General features: G+C 58.2%; 25 protein-coding genes and 1 tRNA gene. 7 read left to right on the top strand and 19 right to left on the bottom strand.

Annotated elements, in window-relative coordinates; genetic code table 11:
* Nucleotides 1–14: 14 nt before the first annotated feature.
* The 14 genes from ACOTTU_RS03925 to fabD form a co-directional block, all read right to left on the bottom strand.
* A complete protein-coding gene (locus ACOTTU_RS03925; RefSeq protein ID WP_425656146.1) occupies nt 15–425 on the bottom strand; it encodes a DUF3168 domain-containing protein in 411 nt (136 codons plus the stop codon).
* A complete protein-coding gene (locus tag ACOTTU_RS03920; RefSeq protein ID WP_425656145.1) occupies nt 422–760 on the bottom strand; it encodes a phage head closure protein in 339 nt (112 codons plus the stop codon). Before ACOTTU_RS03920 ends, ACOTTU_RS03925 begins: the two co-directional genes overlap by 4 nt.
* Nucleotides 757–1,356, bottom strand: coding sequence for a head-tail connector protein (locus ACOTTU_RS03915; RefSeq protein WP_425656144.1), 600 nt, complete (start codon nt 1,354–1,356; stop codon nt 757–759). Before ACOTTU_RS03915 ends, ACOTTU_RS03920 begins: the two co-directional genes overlap by 4 nt.
* A gap of 161 nt (nt 1,357–1,517) precedes the next feature.
* A complete protein-coding gene (locus tag ACOTTU_RS03910) occupies nt 1,518–2,696 on the bottom strand; it encodes a phage major capsid protein (protein WP_298911993.1) in 1,179 nt (392 codons plus the stop codon).
* 82 nt (nt 2,697–2,778) lie between these two features.
* Complete coding sequence (locus ACOTTU_RS03905) at nt 2,779–3,330, bottom strand: HK97 family phage prohead protease (RefSeq protein WP_425656143.1); 552 nt, start codon at nt 3,328–3,330, stop codon at nt 2,779–2,781.
* Between the two features lie 38 nt (nt 3,331–3,368).
* Complete coding sequence (locus tag ACOTTU_RS03900) at nt 3,369–3,590, bottom strand: GTA head formation protein, RCAP_rcc01685 family (protein ID WP_298911999.1); 222 nt, start codon at nt 3,588–3,590, stop codon at nt 3,369–3,371.
* Entirely contained in the window at nt 3,583–4,761 is a 1,179-nt protein-coding gene (locus ACOTTU_RS03895) for a phage portal protein (protein WP_425656142.1), read from the bottom strand. The genes ACOTTU_RS03900 and ACOTTU_RS03895 overlap by 8 nt, the downstream gene beginning before the upstream one ends.
* 176 nt (nt 4,762–4,937) lie before the next feature.
* Complete coding sequence (locus ACOTTU_RS03890; RefSeq protein ID WP_425656464.1) at nt 4,938–6,164, bottom strand: DNA-packaging protein; 1,227 nt, start codon at nt 6,162–6,164, stop codon at nt 4,938–4,940.
* A 675-nt stretch (nt 6,165–6,839) separates the two neighbouring features.
* Nucleotides 6,840–7,994 (bottom strand): endolytic transglycosylase MltG, encoded by a 1,155-nt coding sequence (mltG, locus tag ACOTTU_RS03885; RefSeq protein WP_425656141.1) that lies wholly within the window; start codon nt 7,992–7,994, stop codon nt 6,840–6,842.
* Entirely contained in the window at nt 7,994–9,253 is a 1,260-nt protein-coding gene (gene fabF / locus ACOTTU_RS03880) for a beta-ketoacyl-ACP synthase II (RefSeq protein ID WP_298912008.1), read from the bottom strand. Before fabF ends, mltG begins: the two co-directional genes overlap by 1 nt.
* An 89-nt stretch (nt 9,254–9,342) precedes the next feature.
* Nucleotides 9,343–9,876, bottom strand: coding sequence for a GNAT family N-acetyltransferase (locus ACOTTU_RS03875; protein ID WP_298912011.1), 534 nt, complete (start codon nt 9,874–9,876; stop codon nt 9,343–9,345).
* A 165-nt stretch (nt 9,877–10,041) separates the two neighbouring features.
* Nucleotides 10,042–10,275 (bottom strand): acyl carrier protein, encoded by a 234-nt coding sequence (locus tag ACOTTU_RS03870; RefSeq protein WP_298912012.1) that lies wholly within the window; start codon nt 10,273–10,275, stop codon nt 10,042–10,044.
* Between the two features lie 252 nt (nt 10,276–10,527).
* Nucleotides 10,528–11,265 (bottom strand): 3-oxoacyl-[acyl-carrier-protein] reductase, encoded by a 738-nt coding sequence (gene fabG / locus ACOTTU_RS03865; protein WP_298912014.1) that lies wholly within the window; start codon nt 11,263–11,265, stop codon nt 10,528–10,530.
* Nucleotides 11,266–11,353: 88 nt separating this feature from the next.
* Entirely contained in the window at nt 11,354–12,289 is a 936-nt protein-coding gene (gene fabD, locus ACOTTU_RS03860; RefSeq protein ID WP_425656140.1) for an ACP S-malonyltransferase, read from the bottom strand.
* Between the two features lie 225 nt (nt 12,290–12,514).
* Here fabD and ACOTTU_RS03855 point away from each other — a divergent pair, with 225 nt between their 5' ends.
* Nucleotides 12,515–13,714, top strand: coding sequence for a cytochrome b/b6 domain-containing protein (locus ACOTTU_RS03855; RefSeq protein ID WP_425656139.1), 1,200 nt, complete (start codon nt 12,515–12,517; stop codon nt 13,712–13,714).
* A 69-nt stretch (nt 13,715–13,783) separates the two neighbouring features.
* Here ACOTTU_RS03855 and ACOTTU_RS03850 read toward each other — a convergent pair whose 3' ends face one another.
* Together ACOTTU_RS03850 and ACOTTU_RS03845 are read right to left on the bottom strand one after the other, a co-directional pair.
* The gene (locus tag ACOTTU_RS03850; protein WP_425656138.1) at nt 13,784–14,356 is read right to left on the bottom strand and encodes a YceI family protein; all 573 of its coding nucleotides are present in this window, start codon (nt 14,354–14,356) and stop codon (nt 13,784–13,786) included.
* A 129-nt stretch (nt 14,357–14,485) separates the two neighbouring features.
* On the bottom strand, nt 14,486–14,974 hold the full coding sequence (locus tag ACOTTU_RS03845) for a hypothetical protein (protein WP_425656137.1): 489 nt from the start codon (nt 14,972–14,974) through the stop codon (nt 14,486–14,488).
* A gap of 271 nt (nt 14,975–15,245) precedes the next feature.
* Between ACOTTU_RS03845 and rpsF the strand changes: the two genes are divergently transcribed.
* The 6 genes from rpsF to ACOTTU_RS03815 all read left to right on the top strand — a co-directional run bounded on the left by rpsF (nt 15,246) and on the right by ACOTTU_RS03815 (nt 19,794).
* On the top strand, nt 15,246–15,599 hold the full coding sequence (gene rpsF, locus ACOTTU_RS03840) for a 30S ribosomal protein S6 (RefSeq protein WP_195822514.1): 354 nt from the start codon (nt 15,246–15,248) through the stop codon (nt 15,597–15,599).
* 26 nt (nt 15,600–15,625) lie between these two features.
* The gene (gene rpsR / locus ACOTTU_RS03835) at nt 15,626–15,853 is read left to right on the top strand and encodes a 30S ribosomal protein S18 (RefSeq protein ID WP_005982441.1); all 228 of its coding nucleotides are present in this window, start codon (nt 15,626–15,628) and stop codon (nt 15,851–15,853) included.
* A gap of 10 nt (nt 15,854–15,863) precedes the next feature.
* Entirely contained in the window at nt 15,864–16,493 is a 630-nt protein-coding gene (gene rplI / locus ACOTTU_RS03830; RefSeq protein WP_298912035.1) for a 50S ribosomal protein L9, read from the top strand.
* A 108-nt stretch (nt 16,494–16,601) separates the two neighbouring features.
* On the top strand, nt 16,602–17,129 hold the full coding sequence (locus ACOTTU_RS03825) for an AAA family ATPase (RefSeq protein WP_425656136.1): 528 nt from the start codon (nt 16,602–16,604) through the stop codon (nt 17,127–17,129).
* 112 nt (nt 17,130–17,241) lie between these two features.
* Entirely contained in the window at nt 17,242–17,709 is a 468-nt protein-coding gene (locus ACOTTU_RS03820) for a transglycosylase SLT domain-containing protein (protein ID WP_425656135.1), read from the top strand.
* Nucleotides 17,710–17,835: 126 nt separating this feature from the next.
* Nucleotides 17,836–19,794: a bifunctional 2',3'-cyclic-nucleotide 2'-phosphodiesterase/3'-nucleotidase gene (locus ACOTTU_RS03815; protein ID WP_425656134.1), complete on the top strand. Its 1,959-nt coding sequence runs from the start codon at nt 17,836–17,838 to the stop codon at nt 19,792–19,794.
* Between the two features lie 68 nt (nt 19,795–19,862).
* Here the strand turns inward: ACOTTU_RS03815 and tig are convergent, their stop codons facing one another.
* The 3 genes from tig to ACOTTU_RS03800 form a co-directional block, all read right to left on the bottom strand.
* On the bottom strand, nt 19,863–21,194 hold the full coding sequence (gene tig, locus ACOTTU_RS03810) for a trigger factor (RefSeq protein ID WP_425656133.1): 1,332 nt from the start codon (nt 21,192–21,194) through the stop codon (nt 19,863–19,865).
* Between the two features lie 149 nt (nt 21,195–21,343).
* Nucleotides 21,344–21,429: transfer RNA gene (locus tag ACOTTU_RS03805), tRNA-Leu, on the bottom strand.
* A 185-nt stretch (nt 21,430–21,614) separates the two neighbouring features.
* On the bottom strand, nt 21,615–22,169 hold the full coding sequence (locus tag ACOTTU_RS03800; RefSeq protein WP_425656132.1) for a tetratricopeptide repeat protein: 555 nt from the start codon (nt 22,167–22,169) through the stop codon (nt 21,615–21,617).
* Nucleotides 22,170–22,195: the final 26 nt, after the last annotated feature.

Below are 22,195 nucleotides of genomic sequence, written 5' to 3'. Positions count from 1 at the left end.
TTTGAATTCAAAAGTTATTGGTCTTCGACCCTTGCGCGGAAACGCAGCCGGATTTCCCGACCCGCATTCTTGTCAATGCGTCTGGCGTCAGCGCGCGAGAAACGCAGGTAAACGAGACGACCACGCGTCAACGTCAGATCCGCGTTTTGCAATGCATCGGAAACGGCGGTGGCGACCTGTTTTGCCCCAGCAAAACCCGGTTGCGTCGTGATCACCGAAATATCGATGGTGTGCAGAGCGCCATCACCCGTCTGATCGGAGGCATCTTTCACCTGCTCACGACCCAAACTCACGTAGGTTTCAGGCAGATTACCGCCTGGCACGGCATCGTAGATGTCACTCCCCACCAGCGCTGTCAGCGCGGCATTAGTGGTGAGAGCCTCGTAGATGGCGGCCTGAAGTGCGCCCGATATGGCATAGCTCATACAACGACCTCCTCTGTGGCAAAGCAGGTGATGTAGCGCCCGTCAGGATCTTCATCTGCGACCGCCTGAACGAGATAATACCGTGCACCTTCCCGAAATCGCTGTTCTGGTTTCGGTCGGTCCAGTGCTCCAAATGGGGCGCCCCGAACCACGATACGGTAACTCGTCGCCGAAATCGGCGCGCCGGATTGGGCTGCCTCTTTTCCAGTACGTGCGGTGACCTGCGCCCAGAGGGTTCCCAAGGGGTGCCAGGTTTCAACGTAGCCGCCTGCCCCATCCGAATCCCTCATCGGGCTCTCGAGCACGAGTTTCCGGTTCAGTCGCGGCGTCTTCATCGGATTGCTCCTGGGCCCAGTCGCAGCACTTTGTAACGCTCGATCAGGCTGGTCACGCCGAAGGGCATGCAACCATCGCTCAGCGACGTTTCATGCCGGTATTCGTAATAGTGTGAAGCCAATAGCATGACAGCCTGACGCAGATCGGCCGGCATATCCGCCCAAGCGGTCCCGTACCCGGCTTCGAATTCAACCAAAGCGGACCCCCCTTGCGGGATGACAGGCAAGCAGGCTCCGGTGGACCTCAATCTCGGGCGCTGGCCATCACGCTCCAACCAGTATTGACCGGCATCCACCTCCTCCTGAGAGCCGTCTCTCGCGACGGTCCAGACATGGCTTATTGCCGACACCGGGGCCACCGGCAGCACCTGAGCATCGCGATCTCGCCAGAACGTCAACGACCAGCTGAAAGGGCGTGTCATCAAGACTTTCCCGGTGCGCGCTTCGATGGCAGCCATCGCGGCACGCAAAAACCCACTTAACACTTCATCCTGTGCGCTATCTTGACCAAAGCTGGTGCCCAGCCGCAGATGCGCTTTGAATTCTTCGACGGGTAATGCCGCATCAGGCACTGTCGTCTCTTCGATCAACATCATGGAATGTCTCCAATTACTCGCTCCCGTCTTTTCAGGAGCCGGGCGCGCACCCATCCGCATTGCTCGGTCGGAGGGGAGCAGCTAGACAACGCAAATGATGCCGGCGCGCACCCGGCCCCGATGCGAGGGCGGAACCCTCGCACCGGTTTCGTCACTCCTGTTTAGGAAGTGCCGAATTTCAGCAGTTTGATCGCTGCAAAGTCGCTCACATCACCGCCCACGCGCTTGGTCGCATAGAACAGGACGTGTGGCTTGGCGCTGAACGGGTCACGCAGGACGCGCAGATCAGGACGTTCGGCGATGGTATAACCCGTGGCGAAATCACCAAAGGCAATCGCAGTCGCGTCGGTTGCCGCATCGGGCATGTCTTCAGCGATCAGGACTGGGTAACCCATCAGGCGTGCCGGTTCAGCAGCGGCCAAGCCGTCGGACCAAAGGAAACGACCGTCATTGTCTTTCAACTTGCGAACAAGGCCAGCTGTCTTCGAGTTCAGCACAAATGTTGCGTTGGCGCGGTATTCCGCTCCCAGCGCATAGACCAGGTCAATGATCGAATCTGCTGTGACATCGCCGTTTTGTCCTGTTGGCACATAGCCAAGGTTTCCCCAGGCCCAGACATCATTGTCGACCATGGCGTGGTTCAAGAAGCCGCGTGGCTTGTCAGTACCGTCACCGTTGACAAATGCAGAGGCTTCGGCCCGCGCAAACTTGTCGGCAATACGACCCGCCAGCCAGTTTTCGATATCGAATGCACTGTCATCCAGCAGGCGCTGCGAGGCCTTGGGCAAAGCGCTCAGCTCATGCAGCGGAATGGTGATGCGGTCAAGCTGAGGTGTGTCAGTCTCTACCGTCGATGCCGTTTCGGTGGCCCAACCTGCGCCCACATCGGTGTGGTCAACAAGCACATCAAAGGACGTAGCTTCAACATTGACCACGGCTGCAATGGAACGGATGGACGCCGTTGCGTTCAAAACGGAATTGACAGAATCAGACGTCTGCGGATCAACCAGATACCCACCATCCGAATTTACCGCGGTGGAAAGGGATTTTGCATCCAGTTCCAGCCCACGCAACCCATCGTCATCGCCCGAACGCAGATACGCGTTGAAGGCTTTCTGATGCGGTGCGCCTGCATCGGTGGCTCCGCCAAGCGGGGTACGTTGTGGGATGTGTGTCTTTCGGTCCAGCATGGTCAGTCGCTCTTCTGTTTGTTGCAGTTTTGATTCAATATCGGTTTGGAAGCTTTTGAAATCAGTGACAAAGCCGGTCACGGCCTGTCTGACGTCCTCAGCGGGGGACAAACCTTCCCCGCCCGCCGTCTTGCGTTCGGTCTTGCTCATGGGCAGTTCCTCAATGTGGTGGTGTTGAAGCCGCATATGGAATGCAGCTGTGACGACAGGTGCGCGTTAGCGGCGCGCCAGATCAGCGCGCGCCTGCAAAGACGGCGGCCATGTCACGCAAGGAGCGGTCCAGGTCGGATTCCTCCGACTTTCCCGCAACCCGCGCACTGGGCAACATTGGAAACGTCACCAAAGACACTTCCCAAAGCTCCAGTTCTTTCAAGAGCCGTTGGCCCTTTGAATTCTTGGTGGCCTTCGTTGTGCGATACCCGATTGACAGTCCATCAATCGCGCCCGCTTCGATCAGGACAGCCGCTTCACGTCCCTTGGCGACATTGTCCAAGAGGCGCCCCTTGACCCACAGGCCTTTGGCGTCCTCGCGCACCTCATCCCAAATGCCAATGGGCTGGGTCGGATCGTGCTGCCAAAGCATCTTGACCTTGGTGCCCTTGGCAGACAGGGCCTTCAGCGAGTTGGCATAGGCTCCGGCCTCGACCACATCATTGCCCTGATCCACATCTCCGAAAAGGCTGGCGTAGCCGCTGATCACATGACCGTCCTCGACCTCCAGCGCCTCGCCGAAACGGGCGAACTTGCGTTCCAGCCCGGTTTCCGGTCCTGTATCGATGCCCATGGCTTCTCTCCTCATACTCTCAATAGTGTTCTGCTCGTTCATGGCACGGCCACCAGGACCGATTGCAACGCCTCTGCCAGGATCATGGCAACGATCCCGTAGACCGTCAGCCAAAGCCGCTTCTCCAGCCGCTCCATCATCTCTTCGACGCGGTCGAGCCTGCGCATAAGATTGGCGTGTTGGATTTCGGCAATCTTTTCATGGGCTTGCAATCGCAAACCCGGTGCGCATTCAAAGCGTTCCACAATGGCCTCACTCATCCGCACTCAATGCTGGTAGTCCCAGCAGTGCCCGTTTTTCCGCCTGACTGAGGAAATCGGCCTGCGCGACCCTGTTCCATTGTGCGTCCCGTTCAGCGGCCAGTGCAGGCACCTGATCGAGATCGGGTTTCAGTGCCAGCGGCTCGCCGGTATAGCCCTCCAACCAATTGGCCAGCGCCGCTGTCACCCGGGTCGCCAATGGCAGCACAGTCAACCGATAAAAGGCGCGGTGCGCTTCTTGATAGTTCGCGTAAGTGGCGTCACCCTGAATCCCCAGAAGCATTGGCGGGACACCAAAGGCGAGCGCAATCTCCCGCGCTGCAGCCTCCTTGGTCTTCTGGAACTCCATGTCAGAGGGCGAAAAGCCCATCGGTTTCCAATCCAACCCACCTTCCAGCAGCATCGGACGACCTGCGTTACGCGCGCCCTGATGGTGGCTTTCCATTTCGCTCACCAAGCGCTCATATTGATCCGTTGCCATGGTTCCCTGGCCTTCGGCCCCGCGGTAGACAATGGCACCAGACGGGCGGGCAGCGTTGTCGAGCAGAGCCTTTGACCACCGGCTGGCAGAATTATGAACATCCACCGCCATGGCTGCCGCCTGCATTGGGCTGAATCCGTAGTGATCGTCCTGGGGGTGGAAACTCTTGATGTGGCAAATCGGCGTGACCGCACCACTTGCGTCAAAACGATGCTTGCGTCCGCCCACGGCGTATTCATAAGCGATCGGCCAACCGTCGCCACCCGGCACAACGCTCATGCGATCAGATCGCAAGACATGTAGCTCGACAGGCGTTGCGGCATCATCCGCCACGGCTTCGACGTAGCCGTTTCCGGTCAGCAGCAGCTGCGCGTAAAGTGCTTCCAGCAGCTCCGCCCGGCCCTGCATCGGGTTGGGGCGCGACACCAGCTCCAGCAGCGGATGGGTCTGATAACGCTGTTCGGCGTCCTGCAGAACCAAAGGTAATGCGGCGGCGGCTTCGGCAATCAATTTTACCGGCCGAAACCCGACCGGGTTGCCGGAAAAGCCGGTGCGGGTCAGAGACACCGCGTCTCGCGGGCTCCAGGCCACGCGACCGGAGCTTTGATATGCCACAACCGGCCCGGTAGCGCTGGCCTTCTGCTCTGGCGCCTCCGTTGGCACGTCGCGCTTTAGAAACTCAAAAACCATGTCGTTTGCTCCTCATGTGATCGCTGGCATGCCAAATCGCCCGCACCTCTTGAACGGTGCCTGGGTCCCGATCTTGTTGCCTCATTTGTGTCGAATTTTATTTACAAAGGTCTGAAAGCACCGTGCGCTGCTTTCGGTCTGGTAAAACCGCTATATTTTGTTGGTGAATCAGCGATTTACAAAGAGCGGACCCGGGGCGCGCGCCACTTGGCGGCGGGTTCAATCATCAATTCATGCAGGGCCCAGACGAGCGCATCCACCCGGTCCGGAGATCCCTTGCCCTCAAATCCCTGAAGGGTCATTCTGCACATCTGGTCCTCAAGGTCGTCGAGACCCGGCATGTGCTTCACCCGGCCCTGTTCATAAAGCGCTGCAACCGGCTCTGCGCGTGCCACCTTGCCTCGGCTCGCGTGAACGCCCTTGTAGGGCACCAGCGGGTCGACCTGACGGATTACCTCCGCAACCATCTGCCCCCCCTGATTGACTTCGGCTACCAGCCGATCCGCCCCAAATTGCTCCATCGCGGCAATGGCGGCCTTCGCCCAGGCAGCGGGTGATGCCGCTGTGACCGTGCAATCCGCCAAAACCACGGCGCGCCAATCCTGCGGTGGCCCCGTCATTTTGACACCTGCTACGACGATCCCGCATTCATCCGACGCAGACCCTCCTGTGGTCGCGGGATCGACCGCCACCACAATGCGGTCCAGATCGGGGGTTTTGCGGATGCGGTGCGCCTCTATCCCGGTCGAGGTCCAAAGTGCTCCTTCCGCGTCTTCCAGCAAAACGCCATCCAGTTCCTGACGCCCCAGACGCGTGCCTTTGTAGCGCGCGCGGACCTCTTCCAGAAAGGACGCCGCCAGATTTGCCGCGTTTGCCTCGGTGGGCGCCTGTGTCAGCACCGTTGACGGCGATTTCAGCAACGCCTTCAAGACACCGACGTTGCGCGGGGTCGTGGTCACACAGACCTGGGGTTTATCCCCCAGCCGCAAGGCGAATTGCAGCATGTCCCACGTCTCTTCGGCCTTTTTCCATTTGGCCATCTCATCCACCCAGGCCGCATCGAATTGCGGTCCACGCAGCCCTTCGGGATCGAAAGCCGAATGGATTGATGCGACGGCCCCGTTTGGCCAGACAAGTCTCTTGCGACCGGCCTCCCAATCCGGTCGCCTGTCAGGCGGCGAACAGGCCAGAATGCCGCTGTCGCCAAAGATCATGACCTCACGGACCTGATCAATCGTTTCTCCCACGAGGGCCACACGTTTGGCGCGCCCCTCGTCTGTTGGTCTTGGCCCTTCTACCTGAGCACGCACCCATTCGGCACCTGCCCGCGTCTTTCCGGCCCCCCGGCCTCCCATGATCACCCATGCGCGCCAGTCTCCCTCTGGCGGCAATTGGTGTTCCATGGCCCAAAATTCGAACAGGTAAGGGAGAGCCAGAAGCTCTCCCTCGTTCAGTTCATTCAGAAATTGTTCCTGTAGGTCGCGTGCAGCGGAGCCGAGCCAGCTTGCACCCAATCTCAGCCCGTGCTCTTTCGAGATCGAGGGCGTAGCCCCCACGGGCAATACCTGCGTGTTTGCTGCGGCATTCGACAAGGCGGTTCTCCACTTTCTGGCATGTTTCAAGCAGCGACACGGCTTGCGTCACTGTCTTGTTGCCCTGCACAGTCTGCTCTCCATCTGTTGCGCGGACCCGTTCTCTCAGGTCTTCAAGTTCATTGCGCAAATCCTGGATGGATCCGATGACCGAATTCAGAAGATCTTCGGTTTGCGACTCTACGAGCTCTGGGGTGATTAAAGTCATTCAGGTTCTACCTCTCATGCGCGTAGTCTCCGCACGAGAGAAACGAAAAAACGACCCTTCGGGATCACTCCCGGGGTCGTTTGCCCACTTCTTCTAGCATGTCACAAATTATACGTGTAGCCGTTCGCAAAGTCAAGGAAAATCAAATTGTCGTAATCCGCTAACCGTACGGTGCCATTAATAAATTTCTTAACACAACACACGCATAGAGGTATTCGAGGCTGACTTGCCAATACCGATAATTCAGGGAAATCCGCAGCTTTCAAGCGGTTCCGGGCCTATTGATTTGCGCGCTCTGCTTCAATCTCACGCCACTTGGCAACATTGCGATTGTGCTCCTCAAGCGTCTTGGCAAAGGCGTGGCCGCCGGTGCCATCCGCTACAAAGAAAACGAAATCTGTCTCCAATGGTCGCGCCGCTGCCTGTAAACTTGCGGCACCGGGATTGGCGATAGGCGTGGGCGGCAAACCTTCGATCACATAGGTGTTCCAGGGCGTGGCGGCGCGCAACTCGCTCTGGCGCAAGCCCCTGCCCAGGACACCCTGCCCCTTGGTCACGCCGTAGATGACCGTCGGGTCCGTCTGAAGTCGCATACCGCGGTTAAGTCGGTTCACAAAGACGCTGGCGACCTGACCGCGCTCTTCTGCAACACCGGTTTCTTTTTCAACGATGGATGCCAGTACCAACAGTTCTTCAGGCGTCTCAACCGGCAGGTCATCCGAGCGGTTTTGCCAGGCCTGGGCGACGCGCAATTCCTGGGCCGCCTGCATCTGTTGGATAATGTCGTTGCGATCATCACCAGGGCGTAGCTCATAGCTGTCGGGTGCCAATGACCCTTCTGGCGGCAGTTCAGCTACGCTGCCCTCCAACACATCCATTGATTTCAGGCTTTCAACAACCTGCCAGGAGGTCACACCTTCGGCCAGAGCGACGCGGAACCGCGTGTCAGCCTGTGCTTTCTTTTCAGTGTAGATTTCGGGCGTTTCTTCTTCAGCGGGCGTGAACGCCACCCGTTCTTCGAACCGGTTCGTCTCCGGATCAAGCTCGCGCACCTGCACGCCCAGACGGTTTACACCAATCCGGTAGACGACTTCGGTGCCGCATGTGCTCGCCCCGCCGCGGGTCACGATATCGACGATTTCGGCCATCGAAGCACCGGGGCTGACAAGATAGCTGCCAGCCTTGAGTTGCGATGTTTTTTCCGCATAGTCCGCGCCCACCCGGAAAATGGTCGCGGAACTCACCGCGCCCTGATCCTCCAGCGACCGGCTGACCCGCCGCATGTTGGTGCCACGTTCGACTTGGAGACAGATCGCCTGATCCAGCGGCCCGGCGGCATCATACTGCCCCTTACCCCAGAGGATCACGCCGCCCATCAGAAACAGCAGCACAATCAGCATGGTCACCGCGTTAGACGCGATATGTCGCCACATCAGCTGGTTTTCCCAAAGATCACGCTGGCATTGGTGCCACCGAAGCCAAAGGAATTCGACAGCGCCACATCCACTTTGCGTTCACGCTTGGCATTAGGAGCAAGGTCCAGCTTTGTTTCTACGGCAGGGTTATCGAGATTGATCGTCGGAGGTGCCACCTGATCGCGGATCGCAAGGATGGAGAAAATCGCCTCAATCGCGCCCGCAGCCCCCAGCAGATGGCCGGTCGACGATTTGGTCGAGGACATGGTCACGTTACCCGCGTGATCCCCCAGCATCCGCTCGACGGCACCCAGCTCGATTGTGTCCGCCATGGTCGATGTGCCATGCGCGTTGATATAGTCGATGTCTTTCGGCTCCAGCCCGGCATTGTTGAGTGCGGCACGCATGGCCCGCTCTGCACCGTCGCCATCTTCCGCCGGGGCGGTAATGTGATAGGCATCTCCGGAAAGACCGTAACCCAGCACTTCGGCGTATATCTTGGCACCGCGCGCCTTGGCGTGCTCGTATTCCTCAAGCACCACAATGCCCGCGCCTTCGCCCATGACAAACCCGTCGCGGTCCGCGTCATAGGGGCGGCTGGCTTTCTGCGGCTCATCCCCGCGCTTAGTGCTGAGCGCCTTGCAGGCGTTGAAACCGGCGATACCGATCTCACAGATCGCCGCCTCTGCACCACCCGCGATCATCACATCCGCGTCCCCGTGCTGGATCAGGCGGCTGGCATCGCCAATGGCATGCGCACCGGTGGAGCAGGCCGTGACCACCGAATGGTTCGGGCCGCGAAACCCGTATTTGATCGAAACCTGACCCGAGATCAGGTTGATCAGCGCACCCGGCACAAAGAACGGGGAGACGCGACGCGGGCCTTTCTCATTCATCATGATCGCAGTATTGGCGATGGAATTCAGCCCACCGATGCCTGACCCGATCAGCACGCCGGTACGCTCAAGGCTTTCGCGGTCTTCCGGCTGCCAACCTGCGTCCTGCACCGCCTGTTGGGCAGCGGCCAATCCAAACAGGATGAAAGTATCCACTTTGCGTTGGTCTTTTGGCTCCATGTAGGTGTCGGCATTGAAGGTGCCGTCCGACCCATCACCCAAAGGCACTTCGCAGGCGTATTGTGTAACCAGTTTACTGGGATCAAAACCCGTGATCGGCCCCGCCCCGGATTGGCCGTCGAGAATACGAGACCAACTTGCCTCAACGCCATCCGCCAGTGGTGTGACCAGGCCCAGGCCTGTGACAACTACTCTCCGCATCGTAATGCCCCTCTCAATTTCGTCCCCCCCATACAGTGCGGAGAGGTTTTTGTGCAAGTGCGCAGACGGCACTGCGGTCTGACCGGATTCTATTGCGGCGGACCTTTGCGTGCCAGTAACTTAACGGCACTTTCTTCATATTCAGCGTCGCGAAGGGCTTCATATCCCAATGCCTCGGCAATTTTCAGCGATGCGCTGTGCTCCGGGGCGATCATGCAGACCAGCCGTCCGGTAACGACCCGGTCAAACCAGTCATGGGCGGCGCGCACAGCCTCGATACCCAAACCCTGCCCGTGTGCTTCCGGTGACAACACCCAACCCGCTTCCGGGAAATCATCAAAATCCTCGCCCAGATTACGTTTTGCGTAGAAGAACCCGACCTGTCCGGAAATTTCTGGTTCCCGGTGCCGCTGGATCGCCCATTGGCCAAATCCGGTGATCTGCCAATGCCCGGCATTGCGCAAAAAGCCGTCCCAAGCCTTACTGCGGGACCAGGGTTCCCCATTTATGTGTTCCACCACTTCTGGTGTCGACCATATTTCGGCATAGCGGCTGAAGTCTTCGGCGCGCATACCCCGCAAGGTCAGCCGCGACGTGTTGATTGTGGGTATCGTGCGCGACATTTCGCAGCCTCTGCTCTGTTTGCGGGGTTTGGCGCCCTCTTTGGCCAGATTTGCGCAAGAGCCGCCCTAAATTCAACCCCTCCGCGAAATATCATAGCAAAAGGCGCCCCTCCTCGCGGAAAGACGCCCTTTTAAATTACATCGCCGGGCACCCCCGGCGCGCCATCAGGAGGCTTCGCTAATGAACTTCACCGCGTCGCCAAATGTTTGAATGGTTTCGGCGGCGTCATCGGGGATTTCGATGCCAAACTCTTCTTCGAATGCCATCACCAACTCAACAGTGTCGAGGCTGTCTGCACCAAGATCGTCGATGAAAGAGGCATTTTCCGCCACTTTGTCTTCTTCAACACCAAGGTGCTCAACAACGATTTTCTTAACGCGATCTGCGATGTCGCTCATAATAGTCCCTCATTCGTTCGGGCCATACTGGCCCCTTTCGGTTGTCCGCTCAAACCGGTGATTCCGGCCAGGTCGAACGTTTGCCCCAAAGGGGCGGCTCTATCCGGTTCAGCGTAGCGTCCGCCCCGCCTCAATCGGTTCGATCAACATGCTTCATGTCACATGCCGGGTCAAAACTGCGCCCCCTTTAGCACAAGCGGCCCAGATGGCAAACGCATTGTGCACACTCTTTGAGCGAGGCGCAAATCTGACCTACAACATGGCCATGCCGCCGTTTACATGCAAGGTGGTACCGGTCACATACCCCCCTTCCTCGCTGGAAAGATAAAGGACGGCGTTGCTGATATCTGCCGGTGTTCCCATACGTCCGGCGGGAATTTGCCCCATGATTCCCGCTTTTTGATCATCTGTCAGCTTGTCGGTCATCGCCGTTTCGATAAATCCGGGGGCCACAGCGTTCACCGTGATTCCGCGGCTCGCGACTTCATAGGCTAGGCTTTTCGACATGCCGACCATGCCCGCCTTGGACGCGGCGTAATTGGCCTGGCCGGGGTTGCCGGTGGCACCCACGACGCTTGAAATATTCACGATCCGGCCCCAGCGCGCCTTCATCATGCCGCGCATGACCCCTTTGCAAAGCTTGAACGTTGCCGTGAGGTTCACGTTCAATACGGACTGCCATTCATCGTCAGACATGCGCATGAAAAGATTATCGCGGGTGATGCCCGCGTTGTTGATCAGGATATCGACGGCACCCATCGCCTCGATTGCCTGTTTGGGCAACGCTTCCACGGCGTCGAAATCACTCAGGTTGCACGGCAGAACATGGGCGCGTTCCGCCAGTTCAGCGGCAAGCGCCTCCAACGGTTCAACCCGCGTCCCCGAGAGACCAACCGTTGCGCCCGCAGCATGCAATGTGCGCGCAATCTCCGCGCCAATGCCGCCCGATGCGCCCGTTACCAGCGCGGATTTCCCTGTCAAATCGAACATTCAAGCTCTCCCAAAGTCAAAGTTTTGCGCCGAAGTGCCACGACCGCTGACCAAGTTCAACCGAACGTTGGCAGCGAAAGGCCAAAGCCTAGGCGGCGTCCAGCACGGCCCGGATATCATCAGGTGCCCCGATATTGCGCTGCGTGCTCTCCTTGGCAATCCGGCGGATCATGCCGCTGAGCGCCTTGCCCGCCCCAATCTCCCAAAACGCCGTCACCCCCTGCTCGGCCATCCATTCAACGGATGTTTTCCACCGCACCTGGCCCGTCACCTGATCCACCAGCAAAGAACGGATCGCGGATGTGTCCGAAACCGAAGCCGCCAGCACATTCGACACAAGAGGTACCTGAGGACGTTGCATATCAACGTCATCCAGTGCGCGTGCCATTTCGGCGGCAGCGGGTGCCATCAATGAACAGTGGAAAGGGGCGGAGACCGGCAGCAGCAAGGCCCGCTTGGCACCCGCCGCTTTCGCCAGATCAATCGCACGTTCAACCGCCGACTTGCTGCCCGACAATACGTTCTGGGCGGGATCATTTTCATTGGCAACCTGACAGACGTCGCCCTGTGCAGCCTCTTCGGCCACCTTCACAGCAGCGTCAAAATCAAGCCCCAGTACCGCGGCCATTGCGCCCTCACCCACCGGAACGGCCTGTTGCATAGCCTTCCCGCGGGTTCGCAGCAACCGGGCCGTGTCCGCGATCGTGAAGGTTCCCGCCGCAGCGAGCGCCGAATACTCCCCAAGCGAATGGCCGGCAACAAAGGTCGCCTGGTCCAAACCGATACCTTCGGCTTGAAGCGCGCGCATCGCGGCGAGGGACGTCGCCATCAACGCCGGCTGTGCGTTTTCCGTCAGTGTCAGCGTCTCAATATCGCCGTCCCAGATCAGAGCGCTAAGCTTTTCGCCCAAGGCCTCGTCCACCTCATCAAAAACCGCCCGCGCTGCCGGATAGGCTTCTGCCAGTGCTTTACCCATGCCGATGGTTTGCGCACCCTGACCGGGAAAGACAAATGCGTTGCTCATGAAAACGGCCCCTCTTTCTATGTTCCTTGGAACCGGCTTAGCCTGCACAAGCGGTTGAGGCAACGGCAGAACCATCGCGCATCCGGATTGTCGGCTTCAGCGATCAGCCCGTCGCGGATTTTGCAAATTGCTCGCTGACGCGCAAGCCTTGTGCGGCCGCGACCATTGCGTCCCTCTTCTTACCCGTTACATGTTGTCCATCGTGGCAAAGCCCTGAGGTTTATGATGTCCCTTACCAATACCGCAACGCATTACGGCGCGATCACCAAGGTTTTTCATTGGCTGACAGCCCTGCTGATCCTCACGCTGATCCCCTTGGGCATCTACGCCAATGGCCTGCCTTATGAGACTTCGGAACAGCTGGCCCAAAAGGCGTGGATGTTCTCACTGCACAAAACGCTCGGCGTGACCGTTTTTTTCGTCGCGCTGGCACGCATTTGCTGGGCATTCAGTCAAGAAAAGCCGGGGCTGCTTCACCCGGATCGTAAGATCGAAAGCCTTGCCGCCGAGACCGTGCACTGGCTGCTCTATGGATCGTTGATGCTGGTACCACTTTCTGGCTGGATCCACCACGCCGCCACCGATGGCTTTGCACCGATTTGGTGGCCCTTGGGTCAATCCCTGCCGCTTGTGCCTAAATCCGAGGCCGTGGCCTCCGTGTCCGCAGGACTTCACATCGTCTTTGAACGCGTGCTGGCCGCTTCGATCTTCTTGCATATCGCGGGTGCCCTCAAACATCACCTGATCGACAAAGACGCCACTCTGCGGCGTATGCTGCCCGGTCGTCCGGAGGTGGCAAAGGCAGGTGGTGGTCACCGCCTTGTCACCCCCTTGCTGGTTGCGGTCACAGTCTGGGTCGGTGCGCTTGCCATCGGAAATACCCTTGGTCTTTACGCGGCCCACGGGCCGACAATCACGGCTGCCGCCTTGGAAGATGTGCAATCGGACTGGCAGGTGCAGGAGGGCGAGATCACCATCGCCGTGCGCCAACTGGGGTCCGACGTTGAGGGTAGTTTCGCGGAATGGACGTCAGCGATCTCGTTTGATGAAAGCGTCACCGAGGGCAAAGCGGGATCGGTCGAAACAACCATCTCAATCGGATCACTGACACTGGGATCGGTGACGAGCCAGGCTTTGGGGGCGGATTTCTTCAATGCGGAAGCCTTCCCGACAGCCGTGTTCGCCGCAGACATCGTAAAACTGGAGGAGGACTACGAGGCCCAGGGCACATTGACGCTGAAAGAGGCGGCCATGCCGGTCACCCTGCCCTTCACGCTCGAAATCACAGAGGGGATTGCGACCATGTCGGGCAGCACAACCCTCGACCGTCGCAACTACGGGATTGGAGATAATCAGAAAGATGAAGCGTCGCTGGGGTTCACCGTCGCCGTGCAGATTTCACTGACGGCTGCACGCGCGGAATAACGCCATCCCCAGAACAGAAAAAGCCGCGCCCTGATCGGCGCGGCTTGTTCACAGCTTTGACGAAAAGGCTTATTCCGCCTTCATCGCTTCAATCGAGATTTTGATCTCAACTTCATCACTCACATAAGGCGCGAAGGCCCCGAGATTGAAATCGGATCGCAAGACAGTTGTGGACGCATCAAACCCCGCCCAAGGCTTGCCCGCTTGGGGGTGATCGCCGGTCTGGTTCAGCTTGGCATCCAGCACAACCGATTTTGTCACATCGTTCATTGTCAGATCGCCGGTGATCTTTGCAGTATCATCGCCCGTCAACTCAATGGCCGTGGATGAAAAGGTGATCATGTCGCCTTCTTCCGCACCAAAGAAATCGCCGGACATGAAATGCCCGTCGCGCTTCTCCCACCCGGTGAACATGCTCATCACCGGCATCGATACGCTCACCGATGAGGCCGCGGGATCGGCCTGATCAAACATGATCTCGCCTTCAAACCCGGAGAACATCCCGTAGGTGGTCGAAAATCCCAGGTGATTGTAGCTGAACAGCACCTGACTATGGCTGGCATCAAGTACATATTTTTCAGCGGCGGCTGACGCCATGCCTGCCGTTGCGGCCAATGCGGCGGCGAGAATAAGTGATTTCATTGGGGAACCTCCTGAAGATAAATCCATGGGGGTTATGTGGCACTGTCGGCCCATAAAGCAATTGCGCAGACCTCAACAGAAATTGCGCGCTGGCGAACAGCGCGCTTTTTCGCCGATCTTAAGGGATGATCAGAGTTTGCCAGCAACCCGCAAGGCGGTCACAAGACTGCGGTGCGCCACGCGGTCACTTGCGGCTACCTCGGCCAGTAACGCATCGTTCTTGCCCCAGAGCTTCACGTAAGTGCCGGAGTTTTCGACGTTGGTCAGATCCTTGAAGGCACATCTGTCCAGGACGAATCGGTCCTTGCCCCGTGTTCGCACCAGCCGCACCTCATGACGGATTGTATCCACCTCGACCCTGGGAGCCGCCGGGCGCACGAACCCTTGCAACAATGCTATCCCGGCCATGCCGCCTACGGCAGAGGCCAAGAGTTTGAAAAGCATCAATTCGTGATCCCAACTCGCGCCTGGCGCAAACCACAAACCCAGCGCTGTGAGGATCAACGCAGCACCGATCACACCCTGCGCGCCGCGCATCAGCATCCGGCTACCGTCAGTGGTTCGCACCGGTTGCGGTGCAATGGACTCAAAGCTGACTGGATCGACTGTGCTGGACATGCGCTTTCCTCTCTTGGTTAACGAGCAGAGAAACGCGCAATCAAGACGCAAATAAGACAGCTTTCGGGCACCGTCAGGGCCATTTCGTGGAGCATCGCGCGAATGCCGCTAATATCATCCCGGCCATGCAGGCTTGCGTGCTCAGTCAAAGCGTGTATATCGACGCTTCCTTTTGCAAAACGATTTAACCGCGCAGTCTCTCGTGGCGGGGCCGCAAAAGGAGTAACGGCCTCACCTTTGAAATGCGCCTTGATATAAATGAGGAAGCTACATGCCTAAATATGAGCATGTTATGATCGCGCGTCAGGACCTGTCCAACACGCAAGCCGAAGGGCTGATCGAACATTTTGGCGCCGTCCTGTCCGACAACGGCGGCGCACTCGTGGATCACGAGTACTGGGGCGTCAAAACGATGGCCTACAAGATCAACAAGAACCGCAAGGGCCACTACGCCTTCCTGCGCTCGGACGCTCCGGCACCGGCCGTTCAGGAAATGGAACGCCTGATGCGCCTGCATGACGACGTGATGCGCGTTCTGACCATCAAGGTCGATGAACATGCCGAACTGCCGTCGGTACAGATGCAGAAACGTGACGAGCGTGAAGGCCGTCGCGAGCGCCGTTGATCAACTTTAGGACAAGGACATAACCCATGGCCGCAAAACCATTTTTCCGCCGCCGCAAGGTCTGCCCCTTCTCGGGCGACAACGCACCCAAAATCGACTACAAAGACACCCGTCTGCTACAGCGCTACATCTCTGAGCGTGGCAAGATCGTGCCGTCCCGTATCACCGCAGTCTCTGCCAAGAAGCAACGCGAACTGGCCCGTGCCATCAAACGCGCCCGCTTCCTCGCGCTGCTGCCCTACGCTGTGAAGTAAGGAGAACACCATGCAAGTTATCCTTCTCGAACGCGTCGCAAAACTGGGTCAGATGGGCGAAGTCGTCGATGTGAAACCCGGCTATGCGCGCAACTTCCTGCTGCCGCAGGGCAAGGCACTTTCCGCGTCGAAATCCAACATCGAGGCCTTCGAGCAGCAAAAAGCGCAGCTTGAGGCCCGCAATCTGGAAACCAAGAAAGAAGCAGAATCGCTGGCAGAGAAACTCGACGGACAGCAGTTCATCGTGATTCGCTCCGCCTCCGATGCTGGCGCGCTTTATGGTTCCGTCACAACACGTGACGCAGCCGAAGCTGCAACCGAAGCCGGTTTCTCAGTTGATCGCAAACAGGTTGTTCTGGCACCGATCAAGGAGCTGGGTCTGCACGAGGTGCAAATCGTTCTGCACCCCGAGGTTGACGCGACAATCGAACTGAACGTGGCACGCTCCGCTGAAGAAGCCGAGCTTCAAGCTGCCGGTAAATCCATTCAGGAACTGGCTGCCGAAGAAGAAGCCGCGGCTGAATTCGAAATCGCGGAACTTTTTGAAGACATCGGAGCCGCCACGTCTGAGGATGAAGATCTGGCCGAAGCGGTTGCCGAGCCTTCCGAGGACGATCAGGACGACGCAAGCAAAGCCTGATCCGCGTTCTTCGCCCCAAAGAGAAAGCCGGGTACCGCAAAGGGACCCGGCTTTTTCATTTTCAACTCTGATGTGTTAGGCCACGGTCATGGCACACCATGGAATCTCATGAACAACCGCGTCCTGATCTCCGGATGTTCCGGCGGCGGCAAATCGAGTTTGATTGACGCATTGCACGACCGTGGTTACCCGGTGGTTGCGGAACCCGGTCGTCGTGTGATTGCAAGCGAAGAGGCGCAAGGCGGCTCAGCCTTTCCCTGGGCCGACATGCCCGCCTTTCTGGACAAGGCATTGCAGATGGCCTGGCAGGATCTGACCACACTTCAGGAAACGGCGGATTGGGTTTTTTTCGACCGGGGCGTGATTGATGCGGTGTCAGCACAGGCACATTTCCTGAATCGCCCCATTGATCAGAGGTTGCTGACCACGCAGGTTTACCACCACACCGTTTTTCTCGTACCGCCGTGGCCGGAAATTTACCGCACCGACGCCGCAAGGCGTCATGACCTGAAAGACGCCATCGCCGAACACGACCGGCTTTCAAAGGTTTTGGCGGAAATGCGATACCGGGTTGTGAGTGTTCCAAAGATGACCATCGCTGAGCGCGCTGATTTCATTCTGGATCAATTGGCCTGACAAACCGGTACCACATGTCAGCGGCCTGCCGCGCATCTCGTTGAAAACTGCTTGCGCTGGCCTTGGCCTGCGTCACACTCGCCAGATCGTTCAATGAGCCGAAAGCGCTGTCATGACATTACAATCCCGCCGCTTGTTTCTCGCCCTGTCCGGCGCGTCCTTGCTATCGGCCTGCGCCGGATCACCGCCAGCGCCCTCCGAGCCGCCGCTTTATCCCAATGAAACGCCCGAATTGCGCCGCCTGATCAATCAATACGCCGATTTTTACGAACTGCCCCGCCCGCTGGTGCACAAACTGGCCATTCGCGAAAGCACGCACCGTCCCTGGGCGCGCAACGGGCCTTATTACGGATTGCTCCAGATACTGCCGGAAACCGCCCGCACCATGGGGTTTCGCGGACAGCCTGACGACCTGCTCGATGCCGAAACCAATCTGAAATACGCTGGCAAATATCTGCGCGGGGCCTGGCTGTTGTCGGATGGCAATCACGACACGGCAATAATGTGGTACGCACGCGGCTATTACTATGAGGCCAAACGGCGCGGATTACTGGTCGAAACAGGTCTGCGCCCCGGCTGAGCGTACCACCTGTGCGCGAAACTTGCGCTTGACGGAAATCCGACGGCAGATAATCCTGACAGTCATGATGCTGTGATCTGCCTGCGGCATGCCCCTACCCAACCCAAAACCAAAAGGATCCCCACCATGACCCTTCGCCTCTCCCGCCGTTCTTTTATTGCCGGTAGCGCCGGTCTTCTGGCCGTGCATCCTTTTTCGGTGCATGCAGCAGCGGGGCAAGCGCATTTGCGCTTGATGGAAACCACCGATCTGCACGTGCACGTCTTCCCTTACGACTATTACGCGGACAAACCGCGCGACACGGTCGGGCTGGCGCGCACGGCTGCCATCGTCAACGACATCCGGACCGAGGCGACAAATTCGCTGTTGCTCGACAACGGCGATTTCCTGCAAGGCAATCCGATGGGCGATTACATCGCCTATGAGCGCGGTATGAAAGACGGCGATATGCATCCGGTCATCGCGGCAATGAATGCGGTGGGGTTTGACGCCTCGACCCTGGGCAATCACGAGTTCAACTACGGTCTTGATTTTCTGATGAAATCTCTGGCTGGCGCAGACTTCCCGGTGGTCTCCGCGAATGTGGTCAAAGAAATGGGGGCCACGCCCACCGCCGATACCACGCTGATCAAACCCTATACGATCATTGAGCGCGGCCTGACGGATGGCGCTGGTGAAACGCATCCCATTAAGATCGGTCTGATCGGGTTTGTACCGCCGCAGATCATGAATTGGGACCGGCGCCACCTCGAAGGCAAAGTGCAGGCCCGCGACATCCTGCAAGCCGCCCGCGCCTACGTGCCGCAAATGAAGGAAGAAGGCGCGGACATCATCATCGCGCTATCGCATTCCGGCATCGGCTCCGCTGACGAAAGCGAGATGATGGAAAATGCTTCTGTCCCACTTGCAGCAGTGCCGGGGATCGACGCGATCCTGACCGGTCACAGCCATCTGGTCTTCCCCTCTGGCACTTATCAGGACTACGCCGCCGTAGATGCCGATGCGGGTACGATCCACGGCAAACCGGCCACCATGGGCGGGTTCTGGGGCAGTCACCTCGGGCTGATTGACCTGATGCTGGAACGCGATGGCAGCGGCTGGCGCATCGCCGGTCATGCCTCCGAAGCACGCCCCATTTCCAAACGTAACGAAGACCGCTCCATCACCGCGCTGGTGGACAGCGATGAAACCGTGCTCGCCAGTGTCCAGCAACAGCATGACGAAACGCTGGCCTATGTGCGCCGGGCGGTTGGCAAAACGGACGCGAACCTGCACAGCTATTTTGCGCTGGTCGCCGATGATCCTTCGGTGCAGATCGTGTCCAACGCGCAGACATGGTACATCAAGGAAATGCTGCAAGGCACTGAATATGAAGGTCTTCCCGTTCTATCAGCCGCCGCCCCGTTCAAGGCCGGCGGGCGTGGCGGGCCGGAGTACTATACCGACGTGCCAAAGGGCGATGTGGCGATCAAGAATGTCTCTGATCTCTACCTCTACCCCAATACCGCCCGCGCCGTTCTGGTCACAGGTGCCGAGGTCAAGGACTGGCTAGAACGTTCTGCAGGTATCTTCAATCGGGTCACGCCCGGCCAGGCGGATCAACCGCTGATCAATGAGGATTTCCCGTCCTACAATTTCGATGTCATGGACGGGGTGACCTACCAGATCGACCTCAGCCAGCCGTCGAAATTCGACCCCAAGGGGGTGTTGATCAATGCGGAGGCAAACCGGATCGTTGATCTGAAGTACAACGGTGAACCGCTTGATCTCGAACAGAAATTCATCATTGCAACGAATAATTACCGCGCGGGCGGCGGCGGCGATTTTCCCGGTGCCAAGGGTGACAGCATTGTCTTTGAAGGACCAGACACCAACCGGGATGTGATCGTGCGCTACATTGTGCAAAACGGCACCGTGAGCCCCAAGGCGGATGCAAACTGGACCTTCAAACCGCTCGACGGTGCGTCGGTTCTGTTCGACACCGGCCCCAAGGCGGAGGATTATGTGGATGACGTCAAAGGCATGACCGTAGCGCCTGCTGGCGAAGGCGCGGATGGTTTTGCACGGTTCCGCATCCAGCTCTAGGAACCGGCCCAAATAAAAAGGGCCGCAGCAGAGTTGCGCGGCCCTCCCTTAACGGATCGAAGACAGGTTTATTCGTCTTCCAGGGCCTCGACAGCCTTTTGCAGGTCGTCCTTGGAAATTTCTTTTTCCGTGACAGACGCTTGTTCAAACACGTGATCGACAACCTTGTCTTCAAACAGGGGCGCGCGCATCTGTTGCTGCATCTGCTGGTTTTGCTGAACAAATTCAAAGAACTGACGTTCCTGACCGGGATACTGTCGCGCCTGCGCCATGATTGCCTGTGTCATTTCAGCGTCCGTCACTTCCACTTCCGCCTTCTGACCGATCTCGGCCAGCAACAAACCCAGACGCACGCGGCGTGTCGCCAGAGCGCTGTGCTCATCCGTGGTCTCGATTTCCGGATGATCGTGGCCTTCAACTTCGGGGTTTTCTTCGTGCCACAACTGGTGTGCAATCTGTTTGGCTTCGGCTTCGACCAATGAAGGTGGCAGGTCAAAATCAACCAATCCGTCCAGCGCGTCCAGAAGACCCCGCTTCATGACCGCACGGGCCGCGCCCGCGTATTCCGCCTCAAGACGTTCAGCGATCTGCGTCTTCAGTGCAGCCAGGTCTTCGGCACCGAATTTGGTGGCCAGCTCATCGTTGATTTCTGCGGCGACCGGCTCTTTGACTTCCTTGATCGTGCAATCAAAGGTCGCTTCCTTCCCCTTCAGGTTTTCGGCCTGATAGTCTTCAGGGAACGAAACATTCACCAGTTTCTCTTCACCCACTTTCACACCGACCAGCTGCTCTTCGAAGCCAGGGATGAATGAATTGGAGCCCAGCACCAGCGGGTAATCCTCGGCGGAGCCGCCATCAAAGGCTTCGCCGTCCACTTTTCCGACAAAGTCCATGACCACCTGATCGCCGTCCTTGGCCTTCGACCCTTTTTTGCGGGCCTTAAAGTCCTGAGCCGTTTCGGCCAAGTTGGCCAAGGCTTCGTCAATGGCCTCATCTTCCGCTTTCACAACCAGCTTTTCGAGCTCGATCTTGGCATAGTCGATTTCCGGAATTTCCGGCAGCGCCTCATATGACATCGACACTTCGACGTCATCGCCCTCTTTCCAGTCTTCATTGGTCATTTTGACTTCCGGCTGCAACGCCGGGCGGTCGCCGGATTTCTCGAAATGATCACTCATGGCACCGTCGATGCTCTCCTGCATCGCTTCGCCCATCACGCGCTGACCAAACTGCTTTTTCAGCAGAGCCATGGGCACCTTGCCTTTGCGGAAGCCTTTCATTTCAACGTCCGGCTGGGCTTCGGCCAGTTTTTCGTTAACCTTGGCCTCCAGTTCAGTCGCAGTGACCGTGATGGCGTAGCCGCGTTTCAGACCTTCGTTAAGCGTCTCGGTGACCTGCATGTGTGCTCCATGTAAAAAAGGCGCGCCGAACAGGCGCGGGGCATAAATTTCCGCCCTTCTAAGTGGCCAGAGAGCAAGGTGCAAGAGGGCGATCACGTCAAAGCGACCGGTTCTGGCGTGGCGTCAGGATCAACCCGTCTTGGGTTTACTGGTGCGGGCGGTGGGACTCGAACCCACACGGCCATACGGCCTCCAGATTTTAAGTCTGGTATGTCTACCATTCCATCACGCCCGCAACATGGCGCCAATGCATCGGGCTCGACCTCTCGAATGTTCCGGCGGAAACGCAGGTCAGGCAAAACGCATCGTATCGCAAGCAGCCTTTGGCCCTGGATCAGCGGTCGTCCGACCCGTTCATCCAACCGAAATCGCTTGCGGCACGCCGCGCACCATAGCGCAGCAATTGCCAGTGTAAACGGGTCAGATATCTTTTCCGGGCAATGCCAAGGGACCGCCATCAGCCAACAGGAAACGCTCCGAAAGCCAGGGATTATTTTTCAGCGCTTCGAGCAATTGCGCCCGCGCCTCGTCTATCCGCCCCAGGTTCATCAAGGTAAGCGCACGTCCGGACTGGGCGGGCACATGGGTCGGCGACAACATCAGCGCTTTATCCAGATCAACCAGAGCCTTGGCATAGTCCTCGCGCAAAAAATGAATGTAGGCCCGTTGGTTGAACCCTTCCGCATAAGTCGGGCAGTAGCTTGCAAGCCGGTCGAATTCCTTGAGAGCGCCCGCAAAATCGTAACTGTCTCGCCGTTTCAGGCCGTTATTCAAAACCTCTTGAGCAGCCTCATTCGGCGCACGCAACCATACCTGCCACATCTTGCCAGATATCTCCCGGCCCGCACGATCATTGGTTGCCGCGCGCGCCGCGTCAAACAAGCCCTCCAATTCCATCGAATGATCCTCGGGTGCGGGGCAATCGGCAATAACAGGACTGGCAACAAAAGCGGCTGCGAATAGGAGTTTTTTCATAGCCTCTATACTGGATTCAAAATCGC

Origin of the sequence: Roseobacter sp. EG26 (assembly GCF_049830555.1) — a bacterium.
In the GTDB taxonomy this organism is placed as follows: Bacteria; Pseudomonadota; Alphaproteobacteria; order Rhodobacterales; family Rhodobacteraceae; genus Roseobacter.
Note: the sequence above shows the minus strand (reverse complement) of the source record. Positions and strands in the feature narration are given on the sequence as shown.

What these genes read in the sequence shown, in the direction of transcription:
- ACOTTU_RS03925 (WP_425656146.1), bottom strand. Translation starts at nt 425, where the DNA reads ATGAGCTATGCCATATCGGGCGCACTTCAGGCCGCCATCTACGAGGCT.
- ACOTTU_RS03920 (WP_425656145.1), bottom strand. Translation starts at nt 760, where the DNA reads ATGAAGACGCCGCGACTGAACCGGAAACTCGTGCTCGAGAGCCCGATG.
- ACOTTU_RS03915 (WP_425656144.1), bottom strand. Translation starts at nt 1,356, where the DNA reads ATGATGTTGATCGAAGAGACGACAGTGCCTGATGCGGCATTACCCGTC.
- ACOTTU_RS03910 (WP_298911993.1), bottom strand. Translation starts at nt 2,696, where the DNA reads ATGAGCAAGACCGAACGCAAGACGGCGGGCGGGGAAGGTTTGTCCCCC.
- ACOTTU_RS03905 (WP_425656143.1), bottom strand. Translation starts at nt 3,330, where the DNA reads ATGGGCATCGATACAGGACCGGAAACCGGGCTGGAACGCAAGTTCGCC.
- ACOTTU_RS03900 (WP_298911999.1), bottom strand. Translation starts at nt 3,590, where the DNA reads ATGAGTGAGGCCATTGTGGAACGCTTTGAATGCGCACCGGGTTTGCGA.
- ACOTTU_RS03895 (WP_425656142.1), bottom strand. Translation starts at nt 4,761, where the DNA reads ATGGTTTTTGAGTTTCTAAAGCGCGACGTGCCAACGGAGGCGCCAGAG.
- ACOTTU_RS03890 (WP_425656464.1), bottom strand. Translation starts at nt 6,164, where the DNA reads ATGGAACACCAATTGCCGCCAGAGGGAGACTGGCGCGCATGGGTGATC.
- mltG (WP_425656141.1), bottom strand. Translation starts at nt 7,994, where the DNA reads ATGTGGCGACATATCGCGTCTAACGCGGTGACCATGCTGATTGTGCTG.
- fabF (WP_298912008.1), bottom strand. Translation starts at nt 9,253, where the DNA reads ATGCGGAGAGTAGTTGTCACAGGCCTGGGCCTGGTCACACCACTGGCG.
- ACOTTU_RS03875 (WP_298912011.1), bottom strand. Translation starts at nt 9,876, where the DNA reads ATGTCGCGCACGATACCCACAATCAACACGTCGCGGCTGACCTTGCGG.
- ACOTTU_RS03870 (WP_298912012.1), bottom strand. Translation starts at nt 10,275, where the DNA reads ATGAGCGACATCGCAGATCGCGTTAAGAAAATCGTTGTTGAGCACCTT.
- fabG (WP_298912014.1), bottom strand. Translation starts at nt 11,265, where the DNA reads ATGTTCGATTTGACAGGGAAATCCGCGCTGGTAACGGGCGCATCGGGC.
- fabD (WP_425656140.1), bottom strand. Translation starts at nt 12,289, where the DNA reads ATGAGCAACGCATTTGTCTTTCCCGGTCAGGGTGCGCAAACCATCGGC.
- ACOTTU_RS03855 (WP_425656139.1), top strand. Translation starts at nt 12,515, where the DNA reads ATGTCCCTTACCAATACCGCAACGCATTACGGCGCGATCACCAAGGTT.
- ACOTTU_RS03850 (WP_425656138.1), bottom strand. Translation starts at nt 14,356, where the DNA reads ATGAAATCACTTATTCTCGCCGCCGCATTGGCCGCAACGGCAGGCATG.
- ACOTTU_RS03845 (WP_425656137.1), bottom strand. Translation starts at nt 14,974, where the DNA reads ATGTCCAGCACAGTCGATCCAGTCAGCTTTGAGTCCATTGCACCGCAA.
- rpsF (WP_195822514.1), top strand. Translation starts at nt 15,246, where the DNA reads ATGCCTAAATATGAGCATGTTATGATCGCGCGTCAGGACCTGTCCAAC.
- rpsR (WP_005982441.1), top strand. Translation starts at nt 15,626, where the DNA reads ATGGCCGCAAAACCATTTTTCCGCCGCCGCAAGGTCTGCCCCTTCTCG.
- rplI (WP_298912035.1), top strand. Translation starts at nt 15,864, where the DNA reads ATGCAAGTTATCCTTCTCGAACGCGTCGCAAAACTGGGTCAGATGGGC.
- ACOTTU_RS03825 (WP_425656136.1), top strand. Translation starts at nt 16,602, where the DNA reads ATGAACAACCGCGTCCTGATCTCCGGATGTTCCGGCGGCGGCAAATCG.
- ACOTTU_RS03820 (WP_425656135.1), top strand. Translation starts at nt 17,242, where the DNA reads ATGACATTACAATCCCGCCGCTTGTTTCTCGCCCTGTCCGGCGCGTCC.
- ACOTTU_RS03815 (WP_425656134.1), top strand. Translation starts at nt 17,836, where the DNA reads ATGACCCTTCGCCTCTCCCGCCGTTCTTTTATTGCCGGTAGCGCCGGT.
- tig (WP_425656133.1), bottom strand. Translation starts at nt 21,194, where the DNA reads ATGCAGGTCACCGAGACGCTTAACGAAGGTCTGAAACGCGGCTACGCC.
- ACOTTU_RS03800 (WP_425656132.1), bottom strand. Translation starts at nt 22,169, where the DNA reads ATGAAAAAACTCCTATTCGCAGCCGCTTTTGTTGCCAGTCCTGTTATT.